Genomic DNA, 21671 nt, shown 5'->3' on the forward strand with positions numbered 1-21671 from the left:
AGCACACCGTGGCTGAGGGCAAGAACGAGGCCGTCGACAGGACCGGCGATCCGACAGAGGCAGCCGCACCGACCGGCGGCGCCGAGTGGAAGCCGACGCCGGCGGCCAAGCAGAAGTCCTTGACGTTCCGCTGGATCGCCGTGGGGCTGTGGGTGCTCGCGATCGCCGCCGAAGCCGTCGGGATCTTCTGGCTGCTTCGCCAGCGGGTGTTCGTCGGCGAGGACGGCACCCTCGTGCGCGATCCGGACACCGGACTGCTCGAGGAACAGGGCGTCGAAGCGCAGTTCCCGCAGTGGGCCTTCATCGCGCTGATCGTGCTGCTCGTCGTGATCGCCGCGCTCTCGATCGGCGGCTCGCTGCTGTGGAAGAAGGCGAACCGCCTCGACCCGGCGAAGAAGTCGGAGACGGTGAAGTTCTTCGTCCAGAACCAGCTGGGCGTGATCATCGCCATCATCGCGTTCGTCCCGCTGATCATCCTGATCTTCCTGAACAAGGACATGGACAAGGGCCAGAAGGCGACAGCCGGCGTCATCGGCATCGTCCTGGCGGGGATCGCCGTCTTCTTCGGGATCGACTTCGATCCGCCCTCTGTCGAGCAGTACACCGCGGATCAGTCCGCCGTCATCCAGCTGCTCGGTGAGGACCAGGTGTACTGGGTCGAGGGCGGGCAGGTCTACCACGTGTGCGACGAGGTGTCCGACATCCAGACCGGCAGCGAGATCATGTCCGGGACCACGGCGGAGGCCATCGAGGCGGGGAAGATCCGGCTGACGCTGAAGTTCGAGTCCGAGATGCGCACCTGCGGTCTTCCCGTGCCGGAGAACGCCGACGAGATCACCGAGGCGCTGCGCGCGATCCAGGCCGGTCAGGTCGACACGCCGCTTCCGGCGCCGGTGTGGGCGAACGATGTCACTCCGCCGATCATGGTGGAGGACGCGCCCGCAGAGCAGTAGCCGAGCAGCGTTCGACGGGGACTCGGTCGGCCAGCGCGTCGGACGGTATCAGTCGGTCAGTGCGTCGGACGGTATCAGTCGGTCAGCGCGTCGACCAGTCGGTCCTCGGCCGCAGCCAGGTGCTCGGCGAGCAGTGCTGCGGCGACGTCGCCGTCCCCGGCGGCCACGGCATCCAGGATCGCGGCGTGCTGCGCACCGATCACGGCCGCGTCCAGCAGGCGTCGGCCCTGCACCTGCGCCATGCACAGCCGCACCTCGTCCAGGACGCTGCGGTACATGCGCGACGTGCGGTCGCTGCCGAGCGCGTCGATGATCGCGGTGTGGAAGCGCAGATCCGGGTCCACGGTCGCCGGGTCCGGCCCCGCCGGCAGGGCGAGGATCTCGGCGTTGGCCTCGGACGCCGCCGCCGGCGACTCCCTCACCGCAGCCAGTTCCCGCAGAGCCGCGCTCTCGAGCCGGGTGCGGGTGCGATAGACGTCGCGCACCATGCCGGCGTCGATCGCGACCACGCGGGCGCTGCGATGCGCGGTGCGCGCGAGCAGACCCGACGCGACGAGCTGTTCGATGGCCGCCTTCGCACTCGGGCGCGCGACGTCGTAGAGCGCGGAGACCCGCGCCTCGGTGACCGCCTCTCCGGGGCGGAGGCTTCCGTCCAGGATGCGGGCACGGAGCCGTCGCGTCACGGCCTCCACGACGCCCACCACGCCGAGAGCCTGTTCCGGTGCGATCGTCATGTCGCCAGCCTAGGCGACGCTAGACTGCTTCAGTATTCTTGTCAGACAATCTGAAGCGAGGAAGCTCCGTGTCCACTGCGCTCGCCACTCCCCTCGACGTCGACCTGCTCGGCCCCTGCACGGCGGTGACGGCGCGCTCGATCGATCGGTTCGCCCGCGCCCATGACGCATCGCACTACCTGCTGGTGCCCGACGCAGTGCTCTGCCCGCAGGATGCCGAGGGCGTCGCGCGCGCGTTCGACGCGGTGCGCGCGGCCGGGCGGACGCTCACCTTCCGATCGGGCGGCACGAGCCTCTCCGGACAGGGAGTGACGGGCGACATCCTGGTCGACACCCGCTCGGCGTTCCGCCACATCGTCATCGAGGAGGACGGCGCTCTGGTGCGCGTCGGCCCCGGTGCGACGGTCCGCCAGGTCAACACCCGCCTCGCACGGTACGGCCGCAAGCTCGGTCCCGACCCGGCGAGCGAGATCGCGTGCACGATCGGCGGCGTCGTGGCGAACAACTCCAGCGGCATGGCCTGCGGCATCACGGAGAACTCGTACCGCACGATCGAGTCGCTCCTTCTCGTGCTGCCCAGCGGCACCGTGCTCGACACGGGGGCCCCGGATGCCCTGGAGCAGCTGCGCGCCGCCGAGCCGGAGATCGCGGACGGTCTCCTCGCCCTGCGACGGCGGCTGATCGACTCCCCCGAGGCCGCCGCCTTCGTGCGTCAGCAGTTCTCGATGAAGAACACCATGGGCTACGGGCTCAACTCCCTCCTCGACTTCGAGGATCCGGTGAAGATCCTCGAGCACCTCGTGATCGGCTCCGAGGGAACTCTCGCTTTCGTCGCAGAGGCGCGCTTCCGCACGATCCGCGTCCGGCCGCAGATCGCGACGGGGCTTCTCGTCTTCACGACGCTGGCGGACGCCATGGCGGCACTCCCCGCTCTCGCGGCGCAGGGGCTCGCCACGATCGAGCTCATGGACGCCGCGTCGCTGCGCGTCGCCCAGGGGCTCAGCGACGTTCCGGCATCCATCGCCGAGATCGCCGTCGACGGTCACGCGGCGCTGCTCGTCGAGGTGCACGCATCGGATGCCGCCGAACTGGTCACCGCGTCGGAGGCGGCCCTTGCACGGTTCGCTGAACTGCCACTCGCCGTCGCCCCGAGGCTGACCACGGATGCCGCCGAGCGCGCATCCCTGTGGCACGTCCGCAAGGGACTGTACACAGCGGTCGCCGGCGCCCGCCCCTCGGGCACCACCGCCCTGCTGGAGGACATCGTCGTGCCGGTCGACCGACTGCTGGTCACCTGCGAGCGCCTGATCGACCTGTTCGCCGAGCACGACTACGACGGGTCGGTCATCTTCGGGCACGCCAAGGACGGCAACGTGCACTTCCTGCTCAACGAACGCTTCGACGATGCCGAGAGTCTGGCGCGCTATCGCCGCTTCACCGCCGACCTCGTCGACCTGGTGCTCGGGCAGGGCGGCTCGCTCAAGGCCGAGCACGGCACGGGGCGGATCATGGCGCCCTTCGTGCGCCGGCAGTACGGCGACGAGCTGACCGACATGATGTGGGAGATCAAGCGCCTGATCGACCCCTCGGGCATCCTGAACCCCGGGGTCGTGCTGTCCGAGGACCCGGAGTCCTACCTGCGCGATCTCAAGCGCGTTCCCACGGTCGAGGCCGAGGTGGACCGCTGCGTCGAGTGCGGGTACTGCGAGCCGACCTGCCCGAGCAAGAGCATCACCCTCACGCCCCGTCAGAGGATCGTGCTGCGGCGCGACATGGCCTGGGCCGAGGAGCAGGGCGATGACGAACTGCTCGCGGAGCTGCGGGCGGACTACGACTACGAAGGCGTCCAGACGTGCGCCGTCGACGGGATGTGCGGCGTGGCCTGCCCGGTCGACATCAACACCGGTGACCTCGTGCGCCGGCTGCGGGCCGAAGAGGCGTCGAAGGTCGAGGACGGCCTGTGGGATGCCGCGGCACGGAGCTGGGGCGTCGTCACGAGGGCCGGCGGCGTCGCCCTCACCGTCGCCGACGCGCTTCCGGCCCCGCTCGTGACCGGCGTGACACGGCTCGGGCGCGCGCTGCTGGGGACGGACACCGTACCGCTGTACGACGGCGGCCTGCCGCGTGGAGGTTCGGCGCCGCCGCGCCCGGTCTCGCCGGCCGACGCACAGGTGGTCTTCTTCGGCGCATGCATCGGGACGATGTTCGGTGCCGAAGGCCACGGCGAGGGTTCGCGCGACGCGGTGCTGGCCCTGCTCGAGCGGGCCGGGCTCACGATCGCGATCCCCGACGAAGCGGGCGGGCTGTGCTGCGGAACCCCCTGGAAGTCCAAGGGGCATCTGACCGGCTACGACCGCATGACCGACCGCGTGCTCGCCTCGCTGTGGGAGGCCAGCCGGCAGGGAGAGATCCCGGTGGTATGCGATGCCGCATCCTGCACGGAGGGGCTGCACGTGATGCTCGCGAAGGCCGCCGCGAAGCATCCGGAGTTCTCGGGACTGGTGATCGAGGACGCCACCACCTACCTCGCCAGGGAGGCGCTCCCCCGGCTGGAGGTCACGCGCCGGCTCGACCGCGTCGCCGTGCACCCCACGTGCTCCACGACCGCTCTCGGAGCCACCGGCGCCCTGACGCAGCTGGCGGCAGCGGTCGCCGAGGAGGTGTACGTCCCGGACGGATGGGGATGCTGCGCCTTCGCCGGGGACCGGGGCATGCTGCATCCGGAGCTCACGGCCAGTGCGACGGCCGTGGAGTCCGCGGAGATCGCGGCCGCCGACGCGGAACGCGGCTTCGACGCGTTCGTCTCGGCGAACCGGACGTGCGAGATCGGGATGACCCGGGCCACCGGAAAGCCCTACCGCCACGTCGTCGAGGTGCTCGAGGAACTCACCCGCTGAAACGAGGAACGGGCGTCCCGAAAGAGACGCCCGTTCCTCGTCGTGGAGGTGATCAGCGCGCGGCGCTGCCCTCCGTGTAGTCCTCGTCGGTCTGCTTCCAGGAGAACAGCGAGCGCAGCTCCCGACCGGTGACCTCGATCGGGTGACCCTGCTCCTTCTCGCGGAGGGCGAGGAACTCGGTCGCACCGTTGTCCTGGTCCTCGATGAAGCGCTTGGCGAACGCGCCGGACTGGATGTCGGCGAGCACGCCCTTCATGTTCTCCTTGACGCGGGCATCGACCACGCGCGGTCCCGACACGTAGTCGCCGAACTCGGCCGTGTCGGAGATCGACCAGCGCTGCTTGGCGATGCCGCCCTCCCACATGAGGTCGACGATGAGCTTCAGCTCGTGCAGCACCTCGAAGTAGGCGATCTGCGGCTGGTAACCCGCTTCGACGAGCGTCTCGAACCCGGCCTGGACGAGGTGGCTCATACCACCGCACAGGACGGCCTGCTCGCCGAACAGGTCGGTCTCGGTCTCCTCGGTGAAGGTCGTCTTGATGACGCCCGCACGGGTGCCGCCGATCGCCTTGGCGTACGAGAGGGCGACGTCCCAGGCCTGGCCGGACGCGTCGCGCTCGACCGCGATGATGTCGGGGATGCCGCGGCCGGCGACGAACTCGCGCCGCACCGTGTGGCCGGGGGCCTTCGGGGCGATCAGGATGACGTCCACGCCCTCCGGCGCGTCGATGTAGCCGAAGCGGATGTTGAAGCCGTGCGCGAAGGCGAGCGTCTTGCCCGCTGCCAGGTTCGGGGCGATCGACTCGGAGTAGATCGTGCGCTGGTGCTGGTCCGGCGCGAGGATCATGATGAGGTCGGCCCAGGCGGTCGCGTCCGCGACGTTCTTGACCGGGAAGCCCGCTTCCTCCGCCTTGACGATGGACTTCGAGCCGTCCTTCAGGGCGATGGCGACCTCGACGCCCGAGTCGCGCAGGTTCATCGCGTGGGCGTGGCCCTGCGAGCCGTAGCCCACGATCGCGACCTTCTTGCCCTGGATGAGCGACAGGTCGGCGTCGGCGTCGTAGAAGATCTCAGTACTCACTTTGTGTTTCTCCTTGATGGTGGTCTGGTCATGAGTGCGTTCCGACTCGTTCCGCTCGCTCGACGAGCGGAACGGAGTCAGCCGCGAAGGACGCGTTCGGTGATGCTCTTGCCGCCGCGGCCGATGGCGAGCAGCCCCGACTGCGCGAGCTCCTTGATGCCGAAGGGCTCCAGCGCGCGGAGGATCGCATCGATCTTGCCCTTGTCCCCCGTCACCTCGATCACGACCGCGTCGGCCGCGTAGTCGACGACCGAGGCGCGGAACAGGTTCACGATCTCGAGCACGTTCGAGCGGGTGGCGTTGTCGGTGCGCACCTTCACGAGCACGTGATGGCGCTGGACGGAGGTCGCGAAGTCGAGCTCGACGATCTTGATGACGTTGATGAGCTTGTTCAGCTGCTTCGTCACCTGCTCGAGCGGCAGGTCCTCGACGTCGACCACGACGGTGATCCGGGAGATGCCCGGCACCTCGGTCACCCCGACGGCGAGGGATTCGATGTTGAAGCCGCGGCGGGCGAACAGCCCGGCGACGCGGGTCAGCAGGCCGGGGGTGTCCTCGACGAGCAGGCTCAGCACATGAGTCGACATGGTCTCACTCCTCCCCTTCGAACGACGGCGCATGGTCGATGGCGTACTGGACGTAGCTGTTGCTGACCCCCTGGGGCACCATCGGCCACACCATCGCGTCGGCGGACACCACGAAGTCGATCACGACGGGACGGTCGTTCGTCTCCAGCGCCTGCTGGATCGCGGCATCCACGTCCTCCTCCTTCTCCACGCGGATCGCGAGGCAGCCGTAGGCCTCGGCGAGCTTGACGAAGTCGGGGACACGCACGGTGCCGTGCCCGGTGTTCAGGTCGGTGTTGGAGTGGCGGCCGTCGTAGAAGAGGGTCTGCCACTGGCGCACCATGCCCAGGGACGAGTTGTTGATGATCGCGACCTTGATCGGGATGCCGTTGATCGCGCACGTCGCGAGCTCCTGATTGGTCATCTGGAAGCATCCGTCTCCGTCGATCGCCCACACGACGCGATCGGGCTCGGCGACCTTGGCACCCATGGCCGCCGGAACCGAGTAGCCCATGGTGCCGGCGCCGCCCGAGTTCAGCCAGCTGTTCGGTCGCTCGTACTTGATGAACTGCGCGGCCCACATCTGGTGCTGCCCCACGCCGGCCGCGTACACGGCCTCGGGGCCGGTCAGCTCGCCGATGCGCTGGATGACGTACTGCGGGGAGAGCAGCCCGTCGCTGGTGGGCTGGAATCCGAGCGGGAACTCGTCACGCAGCCCGTCCAGGTAGGACCACCACTCGTCGATGTCGGGCTTGGCGTTGCTGGTCGTGCTGCGGAACGCGGTCTCCAGGTCCACCAGCACGTCGCGCACGTCGCCCACGATCGGGACGTCGGCGGTGCGGATCTTGGAGATCTCGGCCGGGTCGATGTCCACGTGAACGACCTTCGCGTTCGGGGCGAACAGCGCCGCCTTCCCCGTGACCCGATCGTCGAACCGCGCGCCGAGGGCGACGATGAGGTCGGACTCCTGGAGCGCCAGCACTGCCGGAACCGTGCCGTGCATGCCGGGCATGCCGAGGTGCTGCGGGTGGGAGTCCGGGAAGGCGCCCCGCGCCATCAGCGTGGTCACGACCGGCGCCCCGGTCGCCTCGGCGAGACTCTTCAGCTCCTCGGAGGCGCGTCCGCGGATCACGCCGCCGCCGACGTAGAGCACCGGCTTCTTCGACTCGGCCAGCAGGGCGGCCGCGGCCTGGATCTGCTTGCCGTGCGCCTTCGTGACGGGACGGTATCCCGGCAGGTCGACCTTGGGCGGCCAGATGAACGGCGCCTTGGCCTGCTGCGCGTCCTTCGTGATGTCCACGAGCACGGGCCCGGGACGGCCGGTGGAGGCGATCTCGAAGGCCGCGGCGACCGCTCCGGGGATCTCGTGCACGTCCTTGACCAGGATCGAGTGCTTCGTCACCGGCATCGTGATGCCGACGATGTCGGCCTCCTGGAAGGCGTCCGTGCCCATCAGCGTGGAGAACACCTGCCCGGTGATGGCCACGATCGGGACGGAGTCCATGTAGGCGTCCGCGATGGCCGTCACGAGGTTCGTCGCCCCCGGTCCGGATGTCGCGATCGTGACGCCCACCTTGTTCGAGGCCGCGGCGTAGCCTTCGGCCGCGTGGCCGCCGCCCTGCTCGTGCCGCACCAGGATGTGACGCACCTCGGTGGAGTCCAGCAGCGGGTCGTAGACCTCCATGATCGCGCCGCCGGGGATCCCGAACACGTCGGTGACGCCGAGCAGCTCGAGCGAACGCACCAGCGCCTGGGCGCCGGTGAGCTCCGGCGCTGCGGTCTGACGGGCGGGCGGCCGAGGCACGGCCGACACGGAATCAGCAGTCATGTGTCTTTCCTTGGATCTGATGAGCGGTCGTCGGGGCCGCGGGCTCGGGCGCCCGGGGCTCAACCGGTGGTCGCACCCTCGGCGGCAGAGCGCACAAGGGCTGCGTACTTGGCAAGAACGCCACGGGTATAGCGCGGGGGAAGCGGCTCCCAGCCAGAGCGGCGGGAGGCGAGCTCCGCCTCGTCGACGAGTAGGTCGAGAGAACGAGCTGCGATATCGACCCGTATCAGATCACCATCGCGCACGAAGGCGATGGGACCGGCGTCCACCGCTTCGGGTGCTATGTGGCCGATGCACAGGCCGGTTGTGCCGCCTGAGAATCGTCCGTCTGTCAAGAGTAGTACATCTTTTCCGAGTCCCGCGCCCTTGATGGCTCCGGTGATCGCGAGCATCTCCCGCATGCCCGGTCCGCCCTTCGGACCCTCGTAGCGGATGACGACCACGTCGCCGGCCCTGATCCCGCCCTCGGCGAGGGCGTCCATGGCGGCGCGCTCGCGCTCGAACACGCGCGCAGGGCCCTCGAAGACGTCGGCGTCGAAACCGGCGGACTTCACGACGGCGCCCTCCGGCGCCATCGATCCGTGCAGGATGGTGATCCCGCCCGAGGCGTGGATCGGGTCGTCGAAGGTGTGGATGACGTCGCCGTCGATGGGGTCCGGATCCAGCTCGCGCAGATTCTCCGCGATCGTCTTCCCGGTGACGGTGAGCGCGTCGCCGTGCAGCAGACCCTCGTCGAGCATCGCCTTCATGATGACCGGTATGCCGCCCTGGCGGTCGACGTCGTTCATGACATAGCGGCCGAACGGCTTCATGTCCGCGATGTGCGGCGTGCGGTCGCCGATGCGGTTGAAGTCGTGCAGGTTCAGCTCGACCTGGGCCTCGCGCGCGATCGCCAGCAGGTGGAGCACGACGTTGGTCGAACCACCGAGTGCCATCGCCAGTGCGATCGCGTTCTCGAAGGACTCCTTCGTCAGGATGTCCTTGGTCGTGATGCCCTGGCGGAGGAGGTTCACGACCGCCTCGCCGGACCGGTGCGCGAACTGGTCGCGACGGCGATCGGCGGCCGGCGGCGCGGCCGAGCCGGGGAGGCTGAGTCCGAGCGCCTCGGCGACGGATGCCATGGTGTTCGCCGTGTACATGCCGCCGCACGCGCCCTCCCCTGGGGCGAAAGCGCACTCGATCCGCTTGAGGTCCTCCTCGCTCATGCGGCCGGCGCGGCAGGCTCCGACCCCCTCGAAGGAGTCGATGATCGTGATGTCCTTCTCGGTGCCGTCGGACAGCTTGACCCATCCCGGCGCAATGGACCCGGCGTAGAGGAAGACGCTCGAGAGCCCGAGACGGGCGCTCGCCATGAGCATGCCGGGGATGGACTTGTCGCAGCCGGCCAGCAGGACCGTGCCGTCCAGGCGCTCCGCCATGATGACCGTCTCGACGGAGTCGGCGATCACCTCACGCGAGACGAGGGAGAAGTGCATGCCCTCGTGACCCATCGAGATGCCGTCCGAGACGGAGATCGTGCCGAACTGCAGAGGGTAGCCCCCGCCGGAGTGCACGCCCTCCTTGGCGCCCTGCGCGAGGCGATCCAGGCTCAGGTTGCACGGGGTGATCTCGTTCCAGCTGGATGCGATGCCGATCTGCGGCTTGTCCCAGTCCGCGTCCCCCATGCCGACGGCGCGCAGCATGCCTCGCGAGGTGGTGGCTTCGATGCCGTCGGTGACGACGCGGCTTCGGGGCTTGATGTCGACGGACGCGTCCGTGGAATCCTGCGGGGCCATGACGGCAGTCTATTCCCGTCCGGCGGCCCGCTCGGTGGCCACCTGCGCCAGAAGTTCGGCGATCTGCTGTGGGTTCTCCACACGCAGCGTCGCGGCGGTCTCCCCCGGGCCGACGCGCACCCCCAGATCGCCCGGCTGGAGCACGCGCATGGCGTCCTCGTCGGTCACGTCGTCGCCCGCGAACAGGATGCCGGTGGCGTCGAAGTGCTCGCGCAGCGCGCTCATCGCGGCATCCTTCCCCTCGTCCCGCGAGGAGAACTCCAGCACGCGATGGCCGGAACGGCGGCGCCAGTGCGGGAACCGCTCGGCGACGAGCGCGTCGATCTCGGCGAACACGGCCCGCTCGACCTCGGGCGTGGCGCGGCGCGTGTGGACGCCCATGCCGAACGTCTTGGGTTCGAACTCGGCGCCCTCGTAGCGCTCTATGATCGGTCGCGCCGCGGCCCACAGCTCCTCGCGGGCTCCCTCAGCCGTGGCCTCGCCGGTGGGCTCGGCGTGCCCGGTGCCCGGGAACCAGTACTGCGCCCCGTGCGATCCGGCGAGCGCGACGGCGGAGTCGTCCTCGTGCTCCGTGATGATGCGCAGGTCGTGCATGCTGCGTCCGGACACGTAGGCGATCAGCGTGTCCGGGAGCTCGACCAGTCGATCCAGTTGCGTCTTGACCGTCGGAAGGGCCCGAGCGGCCATGGGCTCGGCGACGAGCGGCGAGGCCGTCCCGTCGAAGTCCAGCGCGATCACGAGGCGCGGCGTGGTCGCGATGGCGGTCAGGTCGGCATCCTCGGTTCCGGGCGTCCAGGTGCGGGTCACAGCGGTGTCTCCTTCAGCAGGCGGGCTTCTCCGCTAGCCTCTCACGCCCGGCGACTCCGCCCGGAATCGCGTCAACCGTCGCGGCGGGCGCCGTCCAGCGCGGCGAGGAACGACGAGGACCACGCGCTCACGTCGTTCTCCAGCACGCGTTTGCGCAGCGCCCGCATCCGCTTGCCCTGCTCGGCGGGGGGCATCTGCACCGCGGTCATGATGGCGTCCTTGAGGCCCTCGATGTCGTGCGGGTTGACGCGCACGGCCTGACGCAGTTCGTCGGCGGCGCCGGTGAACTCGCTCAGCACGAGCACGCCGCGGTTGTCCTGCCGCGTGGCGATGTACTCCTTGGCGACGAGGTTCATCCCGTCGCGCAGGGCGGTGACGAGCATGACGTCCGCGGCGAGGTACAGTGCGACCATCTCCTCCCGGGGGAATCCCTGGTGGAGGTAGCGGATGGCCGTGTGCCCCATGGTGTCGTAGTCGCCGTTGAGGCGGCCCACGGACAGCTCGATCTCGTCGCGCAGGTGCACGTAGCTGTCGACGCGTTCGCGGCTGGGGCTCGCGACCTGCACGAGGGTCACGTCCTCGACGCTCAGGGTCCCCTGCGCGATGAGCTCTCCGTACGCCTTGATGCGGTGCCGGATGCCCTTGGTGTAGTCCAGCCGATCGACGCCCAGCAGGATCTTCTTCGGGTTGCCCAGGCTCTCCCGGATCTCCGCCGCCCTGGCCTGGATGTCCGCGCGCCCGGCGAGCTCGCGATAGGGCGTGGTGTCGATCGAGATCGGGAACGCCTTCGCCACGACGGTGCGGGTCCCGTCCTCCTCCGGGACGGTGACGAACGCACCCTTGACCTCGTAGCGCAGCCGGCGCCGCACGGCCGAGAGGAAGTACGAGGCGTCCTGTGCGCGCTGGAAGCCGATCACGTCGGCCCCCAGGAGCCCGCGCAGGACCTGGTCGCGCCACGGCAGCTGCGCGTACAGCCCGTGGGCGGGGAACGGGATGTGGTGGAAATAGCCGATCGTGACGTCCGGCCGCAGAGCCCGCACCATCTCCGGCACGAGCTGGAGCTGATAGTCGTGCACCCAGACGGTCCCACCCGGTGCCACGGCGTCCGCCGCGGCCTCCGCGAAGCGGCGGTTCACCGTGACGTACGCCTCCCACCACTCGCGGTGGTACTGCGGCGGCGCGATCACATCGTGGTAGAGAGGCCAGATGGTGTCGTTCGCGAAGCCCTCGTAGTACTCCTCGACCTCCTGCTCGCTCAGCGCGATGGGGATGAGCCGGATGCCGTTCGCCTCGAACGGTGCGAGCTCGAGGTCGGCCTGGCCCGGCCAGCCGACCCACGCACCGTCGACCGAGTGCATGACCGGCTCCAGGGCGGCGACCAGTCCTCCGGGGGAGGTCCGCCACGTCTCCTCGCCGTCCGGACCCTGGACCCTGTCCACCGGCAGACGGTTGGCGACGACGACGAATTCCGCAACGGCCATGGAGACTCCTCACCCGGATCGGTGACTCCAGCGTAGCCGCGATGACCTCGGCGCCCCGCCGCGCGGCGTCACACAGCGCGGCGAGCGCCGCCCCGGCCGCTGAGGAACCAGTTGACGACACCGCTGAGCAGCACGATCGCGGCCGCGGCCGCCGGCAGCAGCAGCGCCGCGGGGGTGCCGAGTCTCTCGGCCACCTCCCCGGTGATCGCCGAGGCCGCCGCCTGGCCGACCACGACGCCGGATCCGAGCATGGTCATCACGGTCGCGGAGCGGCCCAGCGGACTGCGCGCGGCTCCGAAGCTGTACTGGGTCACGAGCGTGGGCCCGATGCCGATCCCCATGACGGCGAGAGCCAGGATCATCGCACCGACCGAGGACGCCGTCGCCACGACAAGCGTCCCGGCGAACAGGACGGCGGAGAACACGAGCCACCGCGCCCGCAGCGTGAAACGCGCGGGCAGCCAGGCGACGCCCAGCGCGAGCGCCGCCGACCCGATGCCCATGACCCCGTACAACAGACCCGCCTGCTCGGAGTCCCCGCGATCGGCCATGAACGAGGTGAGCGAGGTGAGCATGGAGCCGAAGAAGAGCCCCACGCCGAAGATCCCGACGACGACCACGAGCAGCGCCGGCCGGAACAGTTCGGAGGCGCGTGAGGGCGCCGAGCCGTCGGCATGGCGCTCGGCCGAGATGTGGCGGCCGGTGCGGTGCAGGGCGAAGGCGACCACGAACACGAAGGTGAGGGCGGCGGCTCCGACGAGCGGAGCCCACGGCGCGATCGCCGACGCCAGGATGCCCACGAGGAACGGGCCGAACACGAACACCGTCTCATCGGCCGCCGACTCGTAGGAGAACGTGCCGGAGATGATCCGGGTGCGTTCCCTCTCCGGCATCCGCTCGGTGATGATCGCGACCAGGCGCGAACGCGACATGGGTGACACCTGGGGCGCGGAGGCACCGATCGCCAAGGCCGTCAGGAGGACGACCGCATCGACGGCGGGGCTGTAGACGACCGCGGCGAACACGGCCAGCATCGTGCCGTTGACGAGCGCTGAGACGAGCAGAACGATGCGCTGGCCGTACCGATCGGCGGCCGCGCCGAGCAGTGGTCCGACGACGGCCGTCCCCAACCCGACGGCGGCCGAGGTGAGTCCGCCGAGCGCCAGCGAACCGCGGGCCGAGACCACCACGGTCAGCACGCCGACGACCATCATCGCGAACGGGAGCCGCGCGACGAAGGCGATGAGGAAGTAGGGCAGTCCCGCCAGGCGCAGCAGGCTGGGCTGTGCGGCGCTGTCCGCCGCAGGGATGTGTGTCTGGGTCATGGCTCTCGCGCGCCCGTGGACGCGGGGATCGGGTGCCGCCGCTGTCCGCCGGGATGCCGACGGCCGGTAGATACACAGCTGGGGCGCCGAAGCGCCGCCCACATTCTAGCCGCGGCCACCTGGACGAAACCAGGGCCCCCTCCCATCGCACCGCGTCGACTACGTTTGAGCCATGCGTTACCTTTTCAGCACCGGACTTGTCGCGGCGATCTCGGCGGGCGTCTCACTGCTGCGTGGCACGCGTTCGGAACCGGTGACCTGGCGCGCGGTGCTCTCGTGGGTCAGCTGGGGCATCACGATGGCCCTCGCCATCGGCGCGGTGGTGGATCTGAGTCGCGAGCGGCGCGGCATCGCGGTCGATGCCGACTCTCCGCAGTCCGTCAAGAAGGCGAAGAAGGCGCAGCGTCTGCAGTTCCGGTCCCAGAAGGCGCTCGCCGACGCGCAGGACCACGCCAAAGAGCGGCGCTGACCCAGACGCGCGCAGCACAGCTCTCAGCGCGTGAGGATCAGCGCTTCGCCCTGACCACCCCCGCCGCACAGGCCGACCGCCACCGTGCCGCTCCCCCGCCGGGCCAGCTCGTGAGCCATGTGCACGACGAGCCGATTGCCGCTGGCCCCGATCGGGTGGCCGATCGCGATGCCGCCGCCGTGCACGTTCACGATGTCGGCGGACAGCCCGAGCTCGGACTGCGAGCGCGCCACGACCGCTCCGAACGCCTCGTTGATCTCGACGAGGTCCAGATCCGCCGGCGTGATCCCCTGCTTCTCGCAGGCGCGCTCGATCGCCCGCGCCGGTTGCGCCTGCAGTGAGTTGTCCGGGCCCGCGGTCTGCCCGCTCGCCCCGATCACCGCGAGCACCGGCCAACCCTGTGTGTCGGCATTCTCCCGCGTCGTCACGACGACCGCTGAGGCCCCGTCCGAGATCTGCGACGAGTTTCCGGCGGTGATGGACCCGCCCTCGGCGAAGGCGGGGCGCAGCCCCGCCAGCGTCTGCACGGTCGTCCCCGGCCGCACGCCCTCGTCGGCCGTCACGCGCACGGGATCGCCCTTGCGCTGCGGCACCTCGACGGGCACGATCTCCTCGTCGAACACGCCGGAGGCCTGCGCGGCCGCGGCGCGCTGATGGGACTGTGCGGCCACGACATCCTGCGCCTCGCGGGTGAGCTCGTACCGTGCGTTGTGCCGCTCGGTGGAGGCGCCCATGCTCTCCCGGTCGTACGCATCCGTGAGTCCGTCGTAGGCCATGTGGTCGAGCACCTCGACGGTGCCGTAGGTCCAGCCGTCGCGCGACCCCATGAGAAGGTGCGGTGCGCGCGTCATCGACTCCATGCCCGCGGCGACCACGGTGGTGGCGTCGCCGGTGCGGATGATGCGCGCCGCGTCGATCACGGCGGTGAGCCCGGAGAGGCAGACCTTGTTCACGGAATGGGAGGGGACGTCCCAGCCGATGCCCGCGCCGATCGCGGCCTGGCGTGCGGCGTTCTGGCCGGAGCCGGCGGCCAGCACCTGGCCCACGATCACCGCATCGATCGCGTCCGGAGCGATCGAGGCCTGCTCGAGCGCGCCGCGGATCGCGAACGATCCCAGTTGCGGGGCTGTGAACGACGCCAGCTGACCTTTGAGGCGTCCCTGCGGCGTGCGGGCGGCTGCGACGATGACGATGTCGGTCATGAGAGCTCCTTCAACTCCTCGGAGACGGACAGTTCGGGCTCGGTCGCGTCGAGCACATCCTGCACGCTCACCCCGGGCGCGGTCTCCACGAGCACGAGGCCCTCCTCGGTGACGTCGATCACGGCCAGGTCCGTGATGATGCGGTGCACGACGCCGCGGCCGGTCAACGGCAGCGAGCAGTCGTCCACGATCTTGGGCGACCCGTCCTTGGCGACGTGCTCCATCAGCACGATGACGCGCGCCGCGCCGTGCACCAGATCCATGGCACCGCCCGGACCCTTGACCATCTTGCCGGGGATCATCCAGTTCGCGAGGTCCCCGGATGCCGACACCTGCATGGCCCCCAGGATCGCGGCGTCGATCTTGCCTCCGCGGATCATGCCGAAGCTCGTGGCGGAGTCGAAGAACGCGGAGCCGGCCAGCACCGTGACCGTCTCCTTGCCGGCGTTGATGAGGTCGGGGTCGACGGCGTCCTCCACCGGGTAGGGGCCGACACCGAGGATGCCGTTCTCGGACTGCAGCACGACCGTGACGCCCTCGGGCACGTAGTTCGGCACGAGGGTAGGCAGGCCGATGCCGAGGTTGACGTACGAGCCGTCCTGCAGCTCGGCTGCGGCTCTGGCGGCCATCTGCTCGCGGGTGAGCGGCATTGTCAGGCTCCTTCCTTCGCCGCCGGTGCGGAGACCGTGCGGCGCTCGATGCGCTTGGGGGCGTCCTCGCCCACCTCGATGATGCGATGCACGAAGACTCCGGGCAGATGCACCCGGTCAGGGTCGATCTCGCCCGGCTCGACGAGCCGCTCGACCTGGGCGATGCACACCCGGCCCGCCATCGCCGCGAGCGGGTTGAAGTTGCGCGCCGCCTTGTTGAACACAAGGTTCCCGTGCCGGTCGCCTACGGCGGCGTGGACCAGTGCGTAGTCCGTGGTGATCGCCTCCTCCAGGACGTACTCCCGCTCGGATCCAGCTTCGCCGAAGGAGCGCACGTCCTTCGGCGGCGAGGCGACGGCGATCGTCCCGTCGGAGTTGTAGCGCCGAGGCAGACCGCCCTCGGCGACCTGCGTGCCGACCCCGGTCTGCGTGTAGAACGCGGCGAGGCCCGATCCGCCGGCGCGCAGCTTCTCGGCGAGCGTCCCCTGCGGGGTGAGCTCCAGTTCCAGTTCGCCGGAGAGGAACTGCCGTTCGAACTCCTTGTTCTCGCCGACGTACGACGACGTCATCTTGCGGATGCGCTGGGCGGCGAGCAGGATGCCGAGGCCCCAGTCGTCCACGCCGCAGTTGTTGCTGACGATGCTGAGCTGCGTGGTCCCCTGTGCGAGCAGCGCCTCGATGAGGGCGATCGGGTTTCCGGAGAGCCCGAAGCCGCCCACGGCGAGGGAGGCGCCGTCCGGGATGTCGGCCACGGCCTCGGCCGCAGAGCCCCATTGCTTGTCGATCACGCATCACTCCTTCGTGTGAGTCCTCCCTCCAGCATCCGCCCGTGGCAGTCAGAGCCGAAGCCGGATCTTGCCATGTGGTCGGATGGCCGATTAGTGTCCACCATATGGAACGGTCACCGACGAGCGTGCCCGGAGCGCAGGCCGTCGCCCGCGCGGCGCACCTGTTGCGCCTGGTGACCGCCGGTGGCGGGGACGGGGCGGGACTGCAGGAGCTCGCGCGTGCCGCCGATCTGTCCCGTTCGACGGCGCACCGGCTGCTGTCGGCACTGCGCGCGGAAGGACTCGTCGACCGCGACGAGGCCACGGCGCGCTGGATGCCGGGTCCCGAGCTGTTCCTCATGGGGACCGTCGCCGCGGCGCGCTACGACGTTACGGCCCTGGGCCGCGACATCGTGCGCTCTCTGGCGGTGAAGACCGAGGAGAGCGCGTTCCTGTCCGTCCGGCGAGCGGACGAGACGGTGTGCCTGCTGCGCGAGGAGGGATCCTTCCCGATTCGCTCGTTCGTCCTCAGTGAAGGCGTGCGGTTCCCGCTCGGGGTCGCCAGCGCGGGACTCGCGATCCTGTCGTTCCTGCCTGCCCACGATGTGGATGCTTATCTCGAGCGGCATCCCGAGCTGCCCGAACGCTGGGGGCGGTCGCACGCCGAGAAGCCGCTGCGCTCGCGGCTCGCGGAGACCAAGGAGCGCGGCTTCGCCATCAATCCAGGGCTCATCGTGGAGGGCAGCTGGGGAATCGGCGCTGCGGTCTTCGATCGGCAGGGTCGCCCGGAATGGGCGCTGAGCCTCACCGGCGTCGAGTTCCGGTTCGGCCCGGACCGGATCGCGGATCTCGGGCGCACGCTCCTGGCGCACGCGCATCAGCTGTCGGCGCGTATCGCAAGCGCTCGGCGCTGACCCGACCCCATGTATACCGAGTGATATATACTCTTCGGTATGAATCGAGCCGACATCATCCCGTCGATCGTGCTCTCCGCGCACGCGCTCGCCCGTATCGCCGCCCAGGATGCCCGGAACGAGGCGCCCTCGGCGCAGTGGCGCGTCCTCAGCATCCTCGAGCGAGACGGCGGGGTCCGCGTCGGAGCCCTCGCGACCGCCGCGAGGACGACCCAGCCCGGGATGACCCGGCTCATCGGCGACCTCGAGCGGACCGGCCTCGTCCGGCGCTCCGCTGACCCGGCCGACTCCCGAGCGACCGTCGTGACCATCACCGCCGAAGGCGTCGACGCCCTTCACGCCTGGCGCGCCGAGTTCCGCGCCACCCTCGAGCCGCGGTTCGCCGCCCTCGACGAGGACGACTGGGCAGCACTGTCCCGCGCCGCCGAGATCCTCGCGATCCACTCGGCCGAAAGGCCCCTCACGGAGACAGGAGACAGGGAATGAGCAGCGCGACAGCGACCGGATCAGTGTGGAGGCAGCCGGCACAGGTCTGGGCCGTGGCGTTCGCGAGCGTCGTGGCCTTCATGGGCATCGGTCTGGTGGATCCGATCCTCCCGGCCATCGCCGAGTCCCTGAAGGCGACGCCCACCGAGACGGAGCTGCTGTTCACCAGCTACCTGCTCATCACCGGGTTGGCGATGCTCGTCACCAGCTGGATCTCCAGCCGCATCGGTGCGAAGGCGACCCTGCTCATCGGCCTGGGTCTCATCGTCGCGTTCGCACTCGCGTGCGCGCTGAGCGGCAGCGTCGACGCCATCATCGGCTTCCGCGCCGGATGGGGCCTGGGCAATGCGCTGTTCATCTCCACCGCGCTCGCGACGATCGTCGGCTCGGCCGCCGGCGGCAGCGCCGCGGCCATCGTGCTGTACGAGGCGGCGCTGGGGCTCGGCATCGCGATCGGTCCGCTGCTGGGCGGCCTGCTCGGCGAGGTGAGCTGGCGCGGCCCGTTCTTCGGTGTGGTCGCCCTCATGGCGATCGGGTTCATCGCCGTGCTCACGCTGCTGCGCCCGACAGCCGAGAAGCGCGAGCCCGTGCCGTTCTCGGCCCCGTTCCGCGCTCTGGGACGTCCGGCACTGGCGATCCTCGCCGTGACGGCCCTGTTCTACAACATCGGGTTCTTCGTCCTGCTGGCATTCTCGCCGTTCCCCCTCGGATTCGGTGCCATGGGCATCGGCTTCACGTTCTTCGGCTGGGGCGTTGCCCTGGCGATCACGAGCGTGTGGGTGGCCCCGTGGATGATGCGCCGGAGGCGCCGCACGACGATCATCCTCACGATCCTGCCGCTCCTCGCCGTCGATCTGGCCGTGGCCGGGTTCGTCGCCGAGAGCGCTCCCGCCCTGATCACCTGCATCATCGTCGGCGGTCTGTTGCTCGGCGTGATGAACACCGTGCTGACCGAGGCTGTGATGGAGGCCACGGATCTTCCACGGTCGGTCGCCTCGTCCGCCTATTCGGCGGTCCGCTTCATCGGCGGCGCCATCGCCCCGCCGGTCGCCGCCCTCCTGTGGCATCACTTCAACGCCACCGTGCCCTATCTGTTCGCCGCAGCATCGGTGCTGATCGCCGCGCTCACGGTGTTCCTGGGACGCCGCATCCTCGCTCACATCGATGACGAGGCGGACGACGCGACCCGGGAGGACGCCGAGGCGATCCTGATCGGCGACGCGGCCTGAAGCGTCGGCGCACGCGCTACGGTGTCGTCATGACCGACCCGGATTCCCTGCCAGAACGCTCGCGCCTCGTCCACCAGCACCTCGCGGATGCCGGCGTCGACGCCGCCATCCGTGTCCTTCCGGACTCCGCCCGCACCGCGCCCGAGGCGGCGGCGGCCATCGGGTGCGCGGTGGCCGCGATCGCGAACAGCCTCGTGTTCGTCGCCGACGGCGAGCCCGTGCTGGTGATGACGAGCGGCGGCCATCGCGCCGATCCCGTCGTCCTCGCCGAGCAGATCGGAGCCGAGGAGGTGGCGATGGCCCCGGCATCCGTCGTCCGCCAGGCCACCGGTCAGGCGATCGGCGGAGTGGCGCCGGTCGGGCACCCGAGCCGGCTGCGCACCTTCGTCGACGAGACGCTCGCCGGGCACGACGAGATCTGGGCGGCCGCCGGCCACCCGCACACCGTGATGCCGCTGACCTTCGACCTGCTGAAGGACGTGACCGCGGCGCAGGTCATCGCCGTCACCCGGGACTGACCAGGGCGCGTGGGATCCCGACCGTCCTTGTCACCGCAGCCGACGAGTGTCAGAATCCCGCTCAAGGCGAACTGCGGAGGGAAGGCGATGTCCGGTTCTCGACGAGCGCTGCACGCGACCGTCCTCCTCGCGGTGGGAGCGACCGCTGTCGCCGGTGGTGTCGTGCTCCTTACTGTCATGGCGGCCGCGATCCTCCGAATGGGCTTCCACTCGCTCCATGCGCTGTTGAGCTGGCTGCCGATGTTCGACACGGTCGCGGCCAGCCGTCCCGTCCCGCAATACGATTTCCTTTCGCCGAGTCTGGCTGCGCTCGGCGGGATCATGCTGTTCTCCGTCGGCTGGGTGGCGGTCGTCCGCGGCGTGACCGCTGCGTGGCCCGCTCGCTTCGACCGCACTCACCGGAATCTCGACGCAGACGGCCATGCGGTCCTCGGCAACGAGACGACGGTCTCCTGACGAGCAGGAATCGCTTCACGGCGCCGGAACGCGGATGATGCGATCGTCGCCGTCGCGCGGCCGGCCGCGGCCGTCGGTGTTGTTGGTGAGGAGCCAGAGTGCACCGTCGGGTGCGACGACCACGTCTCGGAGACGCCCGTACTCGCCGACGAACAGCTCGGTCCACGCGGCCAGGTCCCCCAGAGGCACCACGCGCAGCCGCTCGCCGCGCAGATTGGCGATGAAGATCGATCCGCCCGCGATCGCGACGCCACTCGGGCTCGCTTCGGCCGGCGGCCACTGCTGCACCGGGTCGACCATCGCGGGCTCGCCACCGGCTCCCTCGACCTCCGGCCAGCCGTGATTCCCGCCCGGTTCGACGACGTTGAGCTCATCCCAGGTGTCCTGCCCGAACTCGCTCGCGTACAGGACACCGTCCTCGTCCCACGCGATGCCCTGCGGGTTGCGATGCCCGTAGCTGTAGACGGGCGACCCGGGGATCGGGTTGTCCGGCGGGATGTCGCCCTCCGGTGTCAGCCTCAGAATCTTGCCGGACAGCGAATCGAGGTTCTGCGCGGCGGCGCGGTCCCCGGCATCCCCCACGGTCGCATACAGCATCCCGTCCGGGCCGAAGGCGATGCGACCGCCGTTGTGGGTGCGCGCCGCCGGCATCCCCGCGTGGATCGTCTCTGCCTCGCCGAGTCCGAGCGAGCCGGGCGCTCCGGTCAGCGCGAACCGGTCGATGCGGTTCTCGTCCGCCGCTGTGAGGTACACGTACAGATGCTCGTCGTGCGCAGCGATGCCGAGCAGTCCGCCCTCGCCTCCGGAGACCACGCCGGGGACGATCCCCGCCTCCCGCACGGCCCCGTCATCGCCGATCTCGAGGATGCGCGCCGAGTCCCGTTCGCTCACGAGCGCCGCACCGTCGTGGAAGGTCACCGACCACGGTGCGTCCAGTCCGTCGGCGATGACGGCCACGGCCTGCGGACTCTCCGGCGTGGCGGTATCGGAGGTCGCCTGCGGGGACGGGGCGACCGATGGCGACGGCTGCGCGGTGCAGGCCGTCAGGACGATCACCGCGACGACCGCCCTGAGGATGCTGAGACGTCGGTGATGCCCGTTCATGATGCGCTCCGTCCCGTGTCAGTCCTCCGGCGAGTCGAGCACCTCATCGACGAGCGATATCCCGCCCGTCGAGTTCGCTGAGTGCATCAGAGCCTCGATCCAGCGTGGATTCAGATCTGGCGGATCCGGGGATTCGAAGGTGAAGCGCAACGGTATCGAAGGGTGGATCCAGATCGTGGACCGCCCGACGGGATCGCCGTCCGGATGCTGCCACGAGAGGGTGAAGGACTCCTGCCGGCGCAGTTTGGTGGCGATGACGACCTTGAGGTGCGCCAAGGCACGGTCCTCGATATGGATGGCGTCACTGGAGGCGCCATAGTGAAGAGTGCCCATGAGCTGACGGTATACCATTTCGCTCCCTGCCGACCGCTGAGCCTGGTGACCGGCAGCCCACCCGTCAAGAGCGACGGATGAGCCACCGGCGCGCGG

General features: G+C 69.8%; 21 protein-coding genes. 8 read left to right on the plus strand and 13 right to left on the minus strand.

Going from position 1 to position 21671, the window contains the following annotated elements:
* Positions 1–8 precede the first annotated feature (8 nt).
* A complete protein-coding gene (locus AC3RXZ_RS03425) occupies positions 9–953 on the plus strand; it encodes a hypothetical protein (protein ID WP_243225172.1) in 945 nt (314 codons plus the stop codon).
* 74 nt (positions 954–1027) lie between these two features.
* Here the strand turns inward: AC3RXZ_RS03425 and AC3RXZ_RS03430 are convergent, their stop codons facing one another.
* On the minus strand, positions 1028–1687 hold the full coding sequence (locus AC3RXZ_RS03430; RefSeq protein ID WP_243225170.1) for a GntR family transcriptional regulator: 660 nt from the start codon (positions 1685–1687) through the stop codon (positions 1028–1030).
* A gap of 68 nt (positions 1688–1755) precedes the next feature.
* Here AC3RXZ_RS03430 and AC3RXZ_RS03435 point away from each other — a divergent pair, with 68 nt between their 5' ends.
* Positions 1756–4584 carry an FAD-binding and (Fe-S)-binding domain-containing protein gene (locus AC3RXZ_RS03435; RefSeq protein ID WP_243225168.1) on the plus strand — a complete coding sequence of 943 codons (2829 nt, stop codon included), beginning with the start codon at positions 1756–1758 and terminating at the stop codon, positions 4582–4584.
* Positions 4585–4636: 52 nt separating this feature from the next.
* Here AC3RXZ_RS03435 and ilvC read toward each other — a convergent pair whose 3' ends face one another.
* The 7 genes from ilvC to AC3RXZ_RS03470 form a co-directional block, all read right to left on the minus strand.
* The gene (gene ilvC / locus AC3RXZ_RS03440) at positions 4637–5665 is read right to left on the minus strand and encodes a ketol-acid reductoisomerase (protein ID WP_243225166.1); all 1029 of its coding nucleotides are present in this window, start codon (positions 5663–5665) and stop codon (positions 4637–4639) included.
* A gap of 77 nt (positions 5666–5742) precedes the next feature.
* Positions 5743–6252 carry an acetolactate synthase small subunit gene (ilvN, locus tag AC3RXZ_RS03445; RefSeq protein ID WP_243225157.1) on the minus strand — a complete coding sequence of 170 codons (510 nt, stop codon included), beginning with the start codon at positions 6250–6252 and terminating at the stop codon, positions 5743–5745.
* Between the two features lie 4 nt (positions 6253–6256).
* Positions 6257–8059, minus strand: a complete 1803-nt coding sequence (locus tag AC3RXZ_RS03450; RefSeq protein ID WP_243225149.1) for an acetolactate synthase large subunit — start codon at positions 8057–8059, stop codon at positions 6257–6259.
* 59 nt (positions 8060–8118) lie between these two features.
* Positions 8119–9834, minus strand: a complete 1716-nt coding sequence (ilvD, locus tag AC3RXZ_RS03455; protein WP_491493173.1) for a dihydroxy-acid dehydratase — start codon at positions 9832–9834, stop codon at positions 8119–8121.
* Between the two features lie 9 nt (positions 9835–9843).
* A complete protein-coding gene (gene otsB, locus AC3RXZ_RS03460; RefSeq protein WP_243225133.1) occupies positions 9844–10641 on the minus strand; it encodes a trehalose-phosphatase in 798 nt (265 codons plus the stop codon).
* A 71-nt stretch (positions 10642–10712) separates the two neighbouring features.
* Positions 10713–12122 carry an alpha,alpha-trehalose-phosphate synthase (UDP-forming) gene (locus AC3RXZ_RS03465; RefSeq protein WP_243225123.1) on the minus strand — a complete coding sequence of 470 codons (1410 nt, stop codon included), beginning with the start codon at positions 12120–12122 and terminating at the stop codon, positions 10713–10715.
* 68 nt (positions 12123–12190) lie between these two features.
* Positions 12191–13447, minus strand: a complete 1257-nt coding sequence (locus AC3RXZ_RS03470) for an MFS transporter (RefSeq protein ID WP_243225117.1) — start codon at positions 13445–13447, stop codon at positions 12191–12193.
* Between the two features lie 172 nt (positions 13448–13619).
* Here AC3RXZ_RS03470 and AC3RXZ_RS03475 point away from each other — a divergent pair, with 172 nt between their 5' ends.
* The gene (locus tag AC3RXZ_RS03475; RefSeq protein WP_243225106.1) at positions 13620–13916 is read left to right on the plus strand and encodes a hypothetical protein; all 297 of its coding nucleotides are present in this window, start codon (positions 13620–13622) and stop codon (positions 13914–13916) included.
* 23 nt (positions 13917–13939) lie between these two features.
* Here the strand turns inward: AC3RXZ_RS03475 and AC3RXZ_RS03480 are convergent, their stop codons facing one another.
* The 3 genes from AC3RXZ_RS03480 to AC3RXZ_RS03490 are packed head-to-tail and all read right to left on the minus strand — an operon-like array spanning position 13940 to position 16556.
* Complete coding sequence (locus tag AC3RXZ_RS03480; protein ID WP_243225104.1) at positions 13940–15118, minus strand: acetyl-CoA C-acetyltransferase; 1179 nt, start codon at positions 15116–15118, stop codon at positions 13940–13942.
* Positions 15115–15768 carry a CoA transferase subunit B gene (locus AC3RXZ_RS03485; RefSeq protein ID WP_491493174.1) on the minus strand — a complete coding sequence of 218 codons (654 nt, stop codon included), beginning with the start codon at positions 15766–15768 and terminating at the stop codon, positions 15115–15117. Before AC3RXZ_RS03485 ends, AC3RXZ_RS03480 begins: the two co-directional genes overlap by 4 nt.
* A gap of 2 nt (positions 15769–15770) precedes the next feature.
* Positions 15771–16556, minus strand: coding sequence for a CoA transferase subunit A (locus AC3RXZ_RS03490; RefSeq protein ID WP_491493175.1), 786 nt, complete (start codon positions 16554–16556; stop codon positions 15771–15773).
* A 104-nt stretch (positions 16557–16660) separates the two neighbouring features.
* Here AC3RXZ_RS03490 and AC3RXZ_RS03495 point away from each other — a divergent pair, with 104 nt between their 5' ends.
* From AC3RXZ_RS03495 to AC3RXZ_RS03515, 5 genes are all read left to right on the plus strand, one after another.
* Positions 16661–17449, plus strand: coding sequence for an IclR family transcriptional regulator (locus tag AC3RXZ_RS03495; RefSeq protein WP_243225098.1), 789 nt, complete (start codon positions 16661–16663; stop codon positions 17447–17449).
* 39 nt (positions 17450–17488) lie between these two features.
* On the plus strand, positions 17489–17935 hold the full coding sequence (locus tag AC3RXZ_RS03500; protein WP_491493176.1) for a MarR family winged helix-turn-helix transcriptional regulator: 447 nt from the start codon (positions 17489–17491) through the stop codon (positions 17933–17935).
* Positions 17932–19164 carry an MFS transporter gene (locus AC3RXZ_RS03505; protein ID WP_491493177.1) on the plus strand — a complete coding sequence of 411 codons (1233 nt, stop codon included), beginning with the start codon at positions 17932–17934 and terminating at the stop codon, positions 19162–19164. Before AC3RXZ_RS03500 ends, AC3RXZ_RS03505 begins: the two co-directional genes overlap by 4 nt.
* Before the next feature lie 29 nt (positions 19165–19193).
* A complete protein-coding gene (locus AC3RXZ_RS03510; RefSeq protein ID WP_491493178.1) occupies positions 19194–19682 on the plus strand; it encodes a YbaK/EbsC family protein in 489 nt (162 codons plus the stop codon).
* 87 nt (positions 19683–19769) lie between these two features.
* Positions 19770–20138: a hypothetical protein gene (locus AC3RXZ_RS03515; RefSeq protein ID WP_491493179.1), complete on the plus strand. Its 369-nt coding sequence runs from the start codon at positions 19770–19772 to the stop codon at positions 20136–20138.
* Positions 20139–20153: 15 nt separating this feature from the next.
* On the opposite strand, the gene AC3RXZ_RS03520 is transcribed toward AC3RXZ_RS03515, so the two are convergent.
* Together AC3RXZ_RS03520 and AC3RXZ_RS03525 are read right to left on the minus strand one after the other, a co-directional pair.
* Positions 20154–21242, minus strand: coding sequence for a PQQ-dependent sugar dehydrogenase (locus tag AC3RXZ_RS03520; RefSeq protein ID WP_491493180.1), 1089 nt, complete (start codon positions 21240–21242; stop codon positions 20154–20156).
* Positions 21243–21260: 18 nt separating this feature from the next.
* Complete coding sequence (locus AC3RXZ_RS03525; protein WP_243225066.1) at positions 21261–21575, minus strand: DUF7882 family protein; 315 nt, start codon at positions 21573–21575, stop codon at positions 21261–21263.
* Between the last annotated feature and the right edge of the window lie 96 nt (positions 21576–21671).

The organism is Microbacterium cucumeris, assembly GCF_058349845.2.

Bases quoted from the DNA above. Each gene is read 5' to 3' on its own strand.
- AC3RXZ_RS03430 (WP_243225170.1), bottom strand. From the start codon at position 1,687: ATGACGATCGCACCGGAACAGGCTCTCGGCGTGGTGGGCGTCGTGGAG.
- AC3RXZ_RS03505 (WP_491493177.1), top strand. From the start codon at position 17,932: ATGAGCAGCGCGACAGCGACCGGATCAGTGTGGAGGCAGCCGGCACAG.
- AC3RXZ_RS03485 (WP_491493174.1), bottom strand. From the start codon at position 15,768: ATGCCGCTCACCCGCGAGCAGATGGCCGCCAGAGCCGCAGCCGAGCTG.
- ilvD (WP_491493173.1), bottom strand. From the start codon at position 9,834: ATGGCCCCGCAGGATTCCACGGACGCGTCCGTCGACATCAAGCCCCGA.
- AC3RXZ_RS03500 (WP_491493176.1), top strand. From the start codon at position 17,489: ATGAATCGAGCCGACATCATCCCGTCGATCGTGCTCTCCGCGCACGCG.
- AC3RXZ_RS03510 (WP_491493178.1), top strand. From the start codon at position 19,194: ATGACCGACCCGGATTCCCTGCCAGAACGCTCGCGCCTCGTCCACCAG.
- AC3RXZ_RS03520 (WP_491493180.1), bottom strand. From the start codon at position 21,242: ATGAACGGGCATCACCGACGTCTCAGCATCCTCAGGGCGGTCGTCGCG.
- AC3RXZ_RS03480 (WP_243225104.1), bottom strand. From the start codon at position 15,118: ATGACCGACATCGTCATCGTCGCAGCCGCCCGCACGCCGCAGGGACGC.
- ilvN (WP_243225157.1), bottom strand. From the start codon at position 6,252: ATGTCGACTCATGTGCTGAGCCTGCTCGTCGAGGACACCCCCGGCCTG.
- AC3RXZ_RS03450 (WP_243225149.1), bottom strand. From the start codon at position 8,059: ATGACTGCTGATTCCGTGTCGGCCGTGCCTCGGCCGCCCGCCCGTCAG.
- AC3RXZ_RS03465 (WP_243225123.1), bottom strand. From the start codon at position 12,122: ATGGCCGTTGCGGAATTCGTCGTCGTCGCCAACCGTCTGCCGGTGGAC.
- AC3RXZ_RS03515 (WP_491493179.1), top strand. From the start codon at position 19,770: ATGTCCGGTTCTCGACGAGCGCTGCACGCGACCGTCCTCCTCGCGGTG.
- AC3RXZ_RS03525 (WP_243225066.1), bottom strand. From the start codon at position 21,575: ATGGGCACTCTTCACTATGGCGCCTCCAGTGACGCCATCCATATCGAG.
- AC3RXZ_RS03495 (WP_243225098.1), top strand. From the start codon at position 16,661: ATGGAACGGTCACCGACGAGCGTGCCCGGAGCGCAGGCCGTCGCCCGC.
- AC3RXZ_RS03475 (WP_243225106.1), top strand. From the start codon at position 13,620: ATGCGTTACCTTTTCAGCACCGGACTTGTCGCGGCGATCTCGGCGGGC.
- AC3RXZ_RS03470 (WP_243225117.1), bottom strand. From the start codon at position 13,447: ATGACCCAGACACACATCCCTGCGGCGGACAGCGCCGCACAGCCCAGC.